Source organism: uncultured Campylobacter sp., from assembly GCF_938045535.1.
Classification (GTDB): domain Bacteria; phylum Campylobacterota; class Campylobacteria; order Campylobacterales; family Campylobacteraceae; genus Campylobacter_B.
In genome coordinates this window covers 1-7,873 of record NZ_CALIMQ010000029.1, presented here as the reverse complement: position 1 = coordinate 7,873, position 7,873 = coordinate 1, and the positions used below count along the sequence as shown (strand labels likewise).

Genomic DNA, 7,873 nt, shown 5'->3' with positions numbered 1-7,873 from the left:
CGCGAGTTATGTGATAGGCGCGATGGAGTAGGCGCTGACGGGCTCATCGTCGTGCTACCGAAATTTAACGGTATCGAGGGGATAAATTTCGAGTGGGAATTTTATAATAGCGACGGCAGCACCGCCGATATGTGTGGCAATGGCTCGCGAGCGGTATGCATGTATGCGTATGAGAATTTCTTGGCCGCGCAGAGTATGAAATTCCTAAGCGGCGCAGGCGTAATTAGCGGCGAAATTTTCGGTATTTTCGGCGGAAATTTGAGCGAGAGTATGCGCGGCGAGCTACGCAATGTAAGCTTCGGTGAGATTTTCAATCTTCGCCCTAACGCTCACGCGTTAGTAGCTAACGTCGAGGTAATGTTAACTCGTCCTAAGCGCCTGGGCGAGAGCTTTGAGGAGGCAGGGCTAACGTGGTATTTTTATAACACAGGAGTGCCGCATTTGGTAACTTTTGTTAGTGATTTAAATGAGTTCGATGCCGCATTGGCCCGTGATCTGCGCGAAAAGTATAACGCTAACGTTAATTATGCGTTAGTTCAAAGCCGCCTCGCAAGCAAAATTTTAAAAGTGCGCACCTTTGAGCGTGGCGTAGAGGCAGAAACTCTCGCATGCGGTACGGGGATGGCAGCATGCTTCATCGCAGGCGTCGAAAATATGGGGCTAGCTCCCGACATCCGCGTGATACCTGCAAGCGGTGAAACGCTAAATTTGCGCTTAGGGGATGGAGGCAAAATTTACTTTCGCGGCGACGTTAGGCATACTTTCGATGGCGAATTTATCGGATACGTGGAGTAGGCAGGGCGAAATTTTGAGCCGGTTTGCGCGAGAATTTTAATTTTGAGGTAAAATTTGTAGCTTCACTGCAAAATTTAATTCCTAAATCTCGGAATTTTATGAAATAAAATTTTAAAATTTTGGTGCGCGGAATTTTACTACTAAGTTTGAAATTTTTTGATTGAATTCTGCACTTGCATTGCGCTAATTTAGGCTTTTGCGGAATTTAGTATTATAAATTTACGCTCTAGCCCGCTCATTCGGTTTATAATTTTTGCTGCCACCGCAAAAAATCCGCCGTGTTCGCACAAGTGAAATTCCGTCGCATTTGCACGAGCGAAATTCCGCCACTGATAGCAGAAAGCGCGGCATCAAGCGCAAATCCTCGCTGCGGGTAAAATCTATCATTTACGATAAGGCTGGATTTGTAGATGCGGCAATTCTTGAAGCACGGTAGAATTTACTAACGACGATAAAAGCATAGTGTGGTTACGGCGAAATTTAAAATTTGCGCCCGCCGAATTCTGCCGAACCGTCATTTTGTCGTTTAAATTTTAAATTCCATCCGCGTCGGTTTCGCCGAAGCTAGGCATAAAGCCTGATGATTAACTCTCTGGCGAGCGCTAAAATCACGACGAAAATTATAAATTTTAATAAAGATTTTTGTCGTATCGCGACAAGCATGACGATGCCAAATAAAACGAGCGCAATATCTAAAAATGTATCTTTCATACGCTTAATTGAAATTTAATCAAAATGCCAAGTATGACAAGAAGTATTATAAAGCGCAAGATTGAGCGCATGGAGGATAGATCACCAAATTCTTTGTCATATTCCTTTTTTACCTCCCACTCAGCTTTCCATGCGAACATTTTTACTATAAAATCCAGCATTTTCATCTCCTTTTTTTAAGGCGAGTCGCATAAAAATGAAATTCTGTCGCGCTACGTGAAATTAAAGAATTCTATCTAATTGGCGCTTAAAATTTTTAATTTTGGGCTATTTGTCGGCGTTTTGGACGAGCGCCTTTTCGTATTTTTCGATAAAGCTTCGCCCTGACTCGCATAGGCGGTAGATGAAAATCTTCGACGCCTTGCCCGCATCAAGCCCCGTGTCCTTAATGCTTTCGCGCTGCAGATAGCCCCAGTTTTTATGAATTATATCAAGAGTCGATTTGACCGAGGTGTAGTTGCGCCCACTCGCAGCTGCGAATTCGTTTACGGGACTCATAAACTCCGCATCGCTTTGCTTATTGCGACATAAAAGTCCCCCTTTACCTTGTGATTCGACCAGTTTTAGCGTTTCATAAATGAGTTTGTCTTTTAATTTGATCATCGGCTTCCCTTTATGTAATTGATATGGGTTTACCAAAATTATATCATAAAATTTGTATTTTATGATATGAGATGTCAATAAATCAGAAGCTAAGCGCGAATTCGTGAAAGGGTATGACGTCGCAGCGGATGCCCTCAATCTCGAGCCTGCCGGAGTTTGCCATAGAAACGACTTTTAAGCTCGTGATACCGAGTCTCTTGAGCACGCTTAAAATTTTGCGGAATTTTAAAAAGATAATGTCCGCGTCGCTGAAAGGAATGACGAGAACCCCCATCTTTAGAGCAGGCAGGTAAAAATCCAGCTCTTTTGTGTAAAAAATCGGCGTATTTAACCCCAAAAGCTCGCAGAAAAGGACGTTGGCAAATTTTTTCGAGAAGACCTTTTTACTCGTTAAAATTTCGCGCATATTAAAATGCGAAAAATATAGCTTTTTTGCGCGCGCAGGCTCGCCCGCCTTGCTTAAAAATCTGATGAAATTTTCCCGCTCAAGTTTGGCGATAGTGCCGTATACGGCGTCTTTAGAGATCTTAATGCGCGGCTTTAGCGCGGTGTAAATTTTATTTGCGCTAAATGCGGTGTGAACGAAGCTTAAGCACTCTTTGAGGATTAAAATTTCCGTGCGGCTAAAGTTTGCCGTAAGCAGCCCCTGCTCGAATTCTAAAATTTCGGCGGGGGCCATGAAGGGGTTTTTTGGGCCGCCGCCTTGGGCTAAAAACGCCGAAATCATCGAGTTTATCTCGTTGTGGCGCTTGTCGAAGGCGATAAATTCCTCAAACGAAAGCGGCAAAAGCTCAAGCCGCTCAAAGCCTGGCAGAATAAGCTCTCTATCGCGCGTAGAGATGATAAAACGCTTTAAATTTAGCCCCTCGGCGAAGCTTTGAAGTGATGAAATTTCAAAATTGGCGCTACTAAAATTATCTAAAAAAAGCGATGAAATTTGCTCGTTGACCGTCAAAAACTTCTTGATCTCGCGAAAGAAATTCTCGCTCCTGTTTTTTATGCCACCTGACTCCGCATTTTTTGCGTTGTTTAAGCTGTTTGCGCTTTCATTTTTTGTATCTGTATTTTTTATGGCGGCGCAGTAAAATTCATCTATATCCGAAATATCTGCATCGAGCGTAGTCTCTCTACTTATTTCATTCTCATTTACTTCGCTGCCGTTTATATTGTCTGCGCTATTTTTGGCCGCAACGATCGTGCCACCTGCTACCATATCCTCAAGGCGTAGATCAGCTAAATTTAGATACAAAATTTCATCTTTTTTAAGCTCTGAAATTTCATTTTTCAGCACGGCGCTTTTGCCGGAATTTAGCACTCCGTAGATTATGGTTTTGGCAGAGCCGATACCTCTTTTGCGCGGGATAAAGCCTGCAAATTCCGGCGGATTTTCGTAAAAAAATTTCAGATCATTCATGCGAGTATTTTAAAATTTTCCTTATTAAAAGGAAATAAATCTGAAAAATCCTATGAAATTTTTATATCTATTTCAAATTTATCTAAAATTTTTGTATTGAAAATTTCCGACACTCTAAAAAATTTTCGAAATTCTATATATTTTTCCTTATTAAAAGGAAATATTTCCATAAAATTTGGCTATTTTCTTGACAAAACCGGAGCGCTTTTATATAATGTGCGTCTTTTGTTTGAAACAAAGGGTCGCGCGTTGCGACAAGTTCTTTATTAAGGAAAAGTGATGCAAAAAATTAGGTTAAAACTCAAGGCTTATGACCATCGAGTTTTAGATCGCACAGTTTCGGCTATCGTTGAAGCCGTAAAAAGAACAGGTGCGGACGTCAGAGGTCCCGTGCCGATGCCTACGAAGATTAAACGCTACACCGTTTTAAGATCTCCGCACGTAAATAAAGACTCCAGAGAGCAGTTTGAGATGAAAATTCACGCTCGTATGCTAGATATCGTAGCGGCTACGCCAGATACGGTTGATTCGCTAACTAAGCTTGATTTGGCTCCGGAAGTCAACGTCGAAGTTCACGCGATGGGCAAATAAGGGGTAAAACAATGGAATATATCGTAGAAAAAATAGGTATGAGTAGGACGATCGACACGAGCAGCACGCCCGTGACGCTTTTGCGACTTATCAATACCAAAATTTGCGAAGTTTGCGATGAGAAAAAAGCTATCGTAGCCTACGCAGACGGCAAAGCGCATAACAAAGCTATCGCCGGAATTCAAAAAAAATATAGCCTAAGCAAGGAATTTAATAAATTTGCGACTCTAAGCTTAGAAAATGCCGAGCTTGGCGATCAAAATTTAGATGTTTTGAGCGGAGCGAAGATCGTAAAAGTAAGCTTCAGATCCAAGGGCAAGGGTTATCAGGGCGTTATTAAGCGCCATGGCTTTGCGGGCGGTCCTGCAGCGCACGGTAGCCGCTTCCACCGAAGGCCTGGTTCTATTGGCAACTGCGAGTGGCCCGGTCGCGTTCAGCCCGGTATGAGGATGGCGGGACACACTGGAAACGAAACGATCACCGCTAAAAACGAGGTCGTAAGCTTCGACGCCGAGAATAAAATTTTAGTGCTTAAAGGCTCGGTTCCTGGATTTAACGGCGCAATGGGCAGAATAAGGATAGTAAAATGAGTAAAGTAAGCGTGCTTAACGAAAAACTAGAAAAAGCAAGCGAAATTGAAATCCCTGTGAAATTTTCGGAAGTCAATTCGCACAATCTATATTTGTACGTCAAATCTTACCTTGCTTCGCTTCGCGCAAACACGGCGAAGGTTAAAACTCGCGCCGAAGTTAGCGGCGGCGGCAAAAAACCTTGGCGACAAAAGGGTCGCGGCGGCGCACGCGCAGGCTCAACCAGAACTAACGTCTGGGTAGGCGGCGCGGTTGCATTCGGTCCGACTAACGAGCGAAATTACGAGCAGAAGGTCAATAAAAAGCAAAAACGCCTTGCGCTGGAATTTGCTATCAATGAGAAAGCAAATGAGGGTAAAATTTTTATCTTCGACGATTTAGAACTAAAAAGCGGCAAGACTAAAGATGCGGCAAATTTTATTAAGAAACTGGGCGTTAGAGATGCGCTGATCGTTAAAAACGAGCTAGACGCACAAACTCTTTTGGCCTATAGAAATCTTAAGAATTGCTATGTCGTCGATGCAAGCGAGGTCAATGCTTACCTAATCGCAGTTTACGGCTCGGTCGTATTCGAAAAAGCGGCATTTGAATCAATAGTGAAAGAGGACTAAAATGGCAGATATAACAGATATCAAAACGATCCTTTATACGGAAAAGTCTCTCGGTCTTCAAGAAAACGGCGTGGTCGTTATCCAAACTAGCCCGTCGGTTACGAAAAACGGACTAAAGAGCGTTTTGAAGAACTATTTCGGGATCACTCCGCTAAAGATAAATTCTTTAAGACAGGACGGCAAATTAAAAAGATTTAAAGGCAGAACTGGCGTTAGAAATGATGTGAAGAAATTCTATGTCAAACTACCTGAGGGTGCAAGCTTAGAAAGCGTGGAGGCGTAAAATGGCGATTAAAACTTATAAACCCTATACTCCAAGTAGAAGATTTATGACAGGGCTTAGCAGCGAGGATATCACTGCAAAAGCTAGCGTTAGAGGTTTGCTTGTTAAAATTCCTGCCGCAGCCGGAAGGAACAATAACGGTCGCATTACCAGCCGCCATAAACAAGCAGGAGCTGCTAAACTTTATAGAATCATCGATTTTAAGCGAAATAAATTCGGCGTTGCTGGCAAGGTCGAGGCGATCGAATACGATCCGAATCGCAACTGCCGTATCGCGCTGATCTCATACGCAGACGGCGAGAAGCGCTACATAATCAAACCTAACGATCTTAATGTGGGCGACGTAGTAGCCGCTGCCGAGGGTGGATTGGATATTAAACCCGGTAACGCGATGAAGATGAAAAATATCCCTGTGGGAACTATCCTGCATAATATCGAGTTAAAACCGGGCAAAGGTGCTCAAATGGCACGTAGCGCAGGAGGCTATGCTCAGCTTATGGGTAAAGAGGAAAAATACGTCATTTTACGTCTGCCTAGCGGCGAGATGAGAAGAGTGCTTGCAGAGTGCATGGCCAGTATCGGCGTAGTGGGTAACGAAGAGTGGGCAAACGTCGTCATCGGTAAAGCCGGACGCAACCGCCACAGAGGTATCCGCCCTCAAACCAGAGGTTCTGCGATGAACCCGGTCGATCACCCGCACGGCGGTGGCGAGGGTAAGAAAAACTCCGGTCGCCATCCAGTAACTCCGTGGGGCAAACCGACAAAGGGCTATAAAACTCGCCATAAAAAAGCGAGCGATAAGCTTATAATTTCAAGAAGGAAAGGAAAATAAAAATGGCTAGATCGCTAAAAAAAGGTCCTTTCGTAGATGATCACGTAATGAAAAAAGTCGTTGCGGCAAAGAAAGCCGGCGATAATAAACCGATCAAGACTTGGTCGAGACGAAGCACGATCGTGCCTGAGATGATCGGACTTACGTTTAACGTTCATAACGGAAAGAATTTTATCCCGGTTTACGTCACCGAGCATCATATCGGTTATAAATTAGGCGAGTTCGCTCCTACACGCACTTTCAAGGGCCACAAAGGCTCCGTGCAGAAAAAGATCGGCAAGTAAGGATAGAATATGAGTAAATCAACTATTAAATTTGTTCGCCTTTCGCCGACAAAAACAAGACTTATCGCAAAACAAATTCAAGGCATGAATGCGGAATTTGCCCTTGCTACTTTGGAATTTACGCCTAATCGCGGCGCTAAATATATCGCTACGGCGATTTCAAGTGCGGTCGCAAACGGCGGCTTTGAGCCTGAAGAGGTCGTAGTTACCAGCTGCCGAGTGGATGTAGGTCCGGTGCTTAAGAGATTTCGTCCGCGCGCCAGAGGTACGGCTAGCCGTATCCGCAAGCCTACTTCGCACATCATCGTCGAAGTAGCGAAACCAAGTAAGAAGGAAGCGTAAATGGGACAGAAAGTAAATCCGATCGGTTTAAGATTAGGAATTAATCGAAATTGGGAGTCTAGATGGTTTCCTTCTAAAGCGACGCTTTCCGAGAGTATCGGCGAGGATTACAAGATCCGCAAATTTTTAAAAGCTAAGCTTTATTATGCGGGAATTAGCCAAATTTTGATCGAAAGAACGGCTAAGAAAATTCGCGTAACGATCGTAGCCGCAAGACCGGGTATTATCATCGGGAAAAAAGGCGGCGAGGTTGAAAATTTAAGAAGCGAAGTCGTTAAGCTAGTCAATAAAGACATAGCCATCAATATCAAAGAGGAGCGCAAAGTAGGCTCGAACGCACTTTTGGCTGCGGAAAACGTAGCCATGCAGTTGGAGCGCCGCGTTGCATTCCGCCGCGCTATGAAGAAAGTCATCCAAGGCGCTCAAAAAGCAGGCGCAAAGGGAATTAAAATTTGCGTCGCAGGTCGCTTAGGCGGCGCTGAGATGGCTAGAACCGAATGGTATTTGGAGGGACGCGTTCCGCTCCATACTCTAAGGGCTAGGATCGATTACGGCTTTGCCGAAGCACATACGACTTACGGTAATATCGGCATTAAGGTTTGGATCTTTAAGGGTGAAATTTTACAAAAAGGCATCCAGGCCGAAAAGACCGATGATGCGCCTAAAAAAACACGCAGACCAAGAAGAGGTAAATAGTTATGTTGATGCCAAAAAGAACAAAATACCGCAAGATGATGAAAGGTCGCAATCGCGGCTATGCGACGAGAGGAAATTCCTTGACGTTCGGCGATTTCGGTATCAAAGCGGTAGAGGCGGG

Annotated in this window: 12 protein-coding genes and 1 pseudogene; 10 read left to right on the top strand and 3 right to left on the bottom strand. The window is 44.1% G+C overall.

Annotation, left to right across the window (positions count from 1 at the left end):
• Window positions 1-795, top strand: a 795-nt coding sequence (gene dapF, locus Q0095_RS01225; RefSeq protein ID WP_297880605.1) for a diaminopimelate epimerase, incomplete at its 5' end; no start/stop codon positions are given.
• A 707-nt stretch (window positions 796-1,502) separates the two neighbouring features.
• On the opposite strand, the gene Q0095_RS01220 is transcribed toward dapF, so the two are convergent.
• From Q0095_RS01220 to Q0095_RS01210, 3 genes are all read right to left on the bottom strand, one after another.
• Window positions 1,503-1,667 (bottom strand): hypothetical protein, encoded by a 165-nt coding sequence (locus Q0095_RS01220; RefSeq protein ID WP_291938608.1) that lies wholly within the window; start codon window positions 1,665-1,667, stop codon window positions 1,503-1,505.
• A gap of 106 nt (window positions 1,668-1,773) precedes the next feature.
• The gene (locus Q0095_RS01215) at window positions 1,774-2,109 is read right to left on the bottom strand and encodes a hypothetical protein (RefSeq protein ID WP_291938606.1); all 336 of its coding nucleotides are present in this window, start codon (window positions 2,107-2,109) and stop codon (window positions 1,774-1,776) included.
• A gap of 82 nt (window positions 2,110-2,191) precedes the next feature.
• Entirely contained in the window at window positions 2,192-3,523 is a 1,332-nt protein-coding gene (locus Q0095_RS01210; protein ID WP_297880602.1) for a hypothetical protein, read from the bottom strand.
• Window positions 3,524-3,802: 279 nt separating this feature from the next.
• Here Q0095_RS01210 and rpsJ point away from each other — a divergent pair, with 279 nt between their 5' ends.
• The 9 genes and pseudogenes from rpsJ to Q0095_RS01165 form a co-directional block, all read left to right on the top strand.
• Window positions 3,803-4,114, top strand: coding sequence for a 30S ribosomal protein S10 (gene rpsJ, locus Q0095_RS01205; protein ID WP_005869011.1), 312 nt, complete (start codon window positions 3,803-3,805; stop codon window positions 4,112-4,114).
• Window positions 4,115-4,125: 11 nt separating this feature from the next.
• Window positions 4,126-4,704 carry a 50S ribosomal protein L3 gene (rplC, locus tag Q0095_RS01200; protein ID WP_297880599.1) on the top strand — a complete coding sequence of 193 codons (579 nt, stop codon included), beginning with the start codon at window positions 4,126-4,128 and terminating at the stop codon, window positions 4,702-4,704.
• A complete protein-coding gene (gene rplD / locus Q0095_RS01195; RefSeq protein ID WP_297880597.1) occupies window positions 4,701-5,315 on the top strand; it encodes a 50S ribosomal protein L4 in 615 nt (204 codons plus the stop codon). Before rplC ends, rplD begins: the two co-directional genes overlap by 4 nt.
• A gap of 1 nt (window position 5,316) precedes the next feature.
• Window positions 5,317-5,598 (top strand): 50S ribosomal protein L23, encoded by a 282-nt coding sequence (locus Q0095_RS01190; protein WP_291938598.1) that lies wholly within the window; start codon window positions 5,317-5,319, stop codon window positions 5,596-5,598.
• A gap of 1 nt (window position 5,599) precedes the next feature.
• Window positions 5,600-6,430, top strand: coding sequence for a 50S ribosomal protein L2 (rplB, locus tag Q0095_RS01185; RefSeq protein WP_297880593.1), 831 nt, complete (start codon window positions 5,600-5,602; stop codon window positions 6,428-6,430).
• A 2-nt stretch (window positions 6,431-6,432) separates the two neighbouring features.
• Entirely contained in the window at window positions 6,433-6,714 is a 282-nt protein-coding gene (gene rpsS / locus Q0095_RS01180) for a 30S ribosomal protein S19 (RefSeq protein WP_005869002.1), read from the top strand.
• A gap of 9 nt (window positions 6,715-6,723) precedes the next feature.
• Window positions 6,724-7,035 (top strand): annotated as a pseudogene (rplV, locus tag Q0095_RS01175) (50S ribosomal protein L22); the annotation flags it as partial.
• Between the two features lie 21 nt (window positions 7,036-7,056).
• The gene (rpsC, locus tag Q0095_RS01170; protein WP_005868997.1) at window positions 7,057-7,752 is read left to right on the top strand and encodes a 30S ribosomal protein S3; all 696 of its coding nucleotides are present in this window, start codon (window positions 7,057-7,059) and stop codon (window positions 7,750-7,752) included.
• Window positions 7,753-7,754: 2 nt separating this feature from the next.
• The coding region (locus Q0095_RS01165; RefSeq protein ID WP_297880607.1) for a ribosomal protein L16 at window positions 7,755-7,873 on the top strand (119 nt) is incomplete at its 3' end.